Here is a 1582-nt window from a genome sequence, read left to right as displayed (position 1 = left end):
TTTTATTAAGGTGACCCCCAAAAGTTGGACTTTATACCAGAGGCATTTAGAAATATTTGTCTCTGGTTTTTTGTACTAAAGATTTCCCCTAGGGGAAATTGCAGCTAAGCTGCATTTAGTTTTCTATATTCAACTGGACTTAAATATCCAAGTTTTTCTTTTATTCTATCTTCATTGTAATATTTTATATATTCTTCAATTGTTTTTTTTAGCTCGTTAAATGACTTAAATGTTCTACCATAGTAAATTTCTTGTTTTAATATCCCGAAGAAATTCTCCATAGGAGAATTGTCTAAGCAATTTCCTTTTCTTGACATACTCTGTAAGATTCCGTTAGTTTCTAATTTTTTAGTATATTGTTTTAGTTGATATGCCCAGCCTTGATCTGAATGGAAGATTCTTTTAAACTTGCAATCCGAAGTTTTTAAAATTGCTTCTTCAAGAGGTATTATTATTGCGTCTAATGTAGGTGAACCTGTTATTGAATAGCTAATTATTTCTCCATTAAACATATCTAAGAAAGGATTTAAGTAAAGTTTTTTTACTTGCATATTTCCAGATTTATCAGATTCATAGTATTTGAATTCACTTGTATCTGTAGTAATTTTCTGATGGACTACAGAAGTGTTAAATCTTCTTTTTAGCCTATTTGGTGCTACTTTACCTATTGTTCCCTTGTATGAATAGTATTTTCTAGATTTACGTGCAAAGCTTGTTACTTGAAGCTTTAGTTTTTGTACCAGTCTTTGAACTTTTTTCTTGTTTATTAAAATTCCAAGTCTTCTAAGCATTGCATGTATTCTTCTGTATCCATAGTTTGGATTATCTTTTCTTATTTCCTTAATTTGGTCCTCAAAGACTTCATCCTTATCCTTTCTATCGAATCTTTTTTGCCAATACATGTATGTTGATTTTGGAAAAGAAAATTGCTTAAATAAATCTTTTAGTGGATACTTTTCTCTTAATGAGTGAATTATTCGAGCCATTCTCTCATTTTCTGATCTTCCTCGTCCTCTAATTCCATCTTTTTTTTTAGGAAATCTATCTGCATTTGTGCCCAGTAAAGCTTATCTTTAAGTTCAGCAATTTCATCTATTTCTTCCTTGGAATATTCTTTCTTTAATTTTTCTTTTTCTTTATTTTTATCTTTAGTCATACTTGAAGGTCTTCCTCTCTTTTTGGGTTTAAGTCCTTCAATTCCTTTTTCTCTAAAGTTTTTTACCCATCTAGTTATTATTGCTGGATTGTTGATTTTTAGTTCATTAGCAAGGCTTTGATAGGACATTTCTCCTGTTAAGTACAAGTTTACTACATTGAACTTAAATTCAAAAGAGTAATTATTATTTTTTCTAGAGACTTCTAGTCCTTCATAACCTAGTGATTTGTATGTATTTACCCATCTTCTTGCTACTTCCTGATGAGGAAGCTTATATTTTTCAGCTAAATTTTTTAAACTTACATATCCTTCTAAATATTCTTCTACAACTCTCGTTTTGAATTCTGTACTATATTTTGCCATGAAAAAACTGACCTCCTTAAAGTTGGTTTTTAGGTCCAACTTTTGGGGGTCAGTTCATTATTT

The 1582-nt window shown here is 30.0% G+C and carries 2 protein-coding genes; both read right to left on the bottom strand.

Translation table 11 applies throughout. From position 1 onward, the window contains the following. Positions 1-104 precede the first annotated feature (104 nt). Positions 105-986, bottom strand: coding sequence for an IS3 family transposase (locus HMPREF9131_RS01405; RefSeq protein ID WP_009344967.1), 882 nt, complete (start codon positions 984-986; stop codon positions 105-107). Next, entirely contained in the window at positions 974-1519 is a 546-nt protein-coding gene (locus HMPREF9131_RS01400; RefSeq protein WP_009344968.1) for a helix-turn-helix domain-containing protein, read from the bottom strand. The genes HMPREF9131_RS01405 and HMPREF9131_RS01400 overlap by 13 nt, the downstream gene beginning before the upstream one ends. Positions 1520-1582: the final 63 nt, after the last annotated feature.

Source organism: Peptoniphilus sp. oral taxon 836 str. F0141 (assembly GCF_000179335.1).
GTDB classification, from domain to species: Bacteria; Bacillota; Clostridia; order Tissierellales; family Peptoniphilaceae; genus Peptoniphilus_A; species Peptoniphilus_A lacrimalis.
This window is presented reverse-complemented; position numbering and strand designations above follow the sequence as displayed.

Coding starts and splice junctions, on each gene's coding strand:
- HMPREF9131_RS01405 (WP_009344967.1), bottom strand. CDS start 986: ATGGCTCGAATAATTCACTCATTAAGAGAAAAGTATCCACTAAAAGAT.
- HMPREF9131_RS01400 (WP_009344968.1), bottom strand. CDS start 1,519: ATGGCAAAATATAGTACAGAATTCAAAACGAGAGTTGTAGAAGAATAT.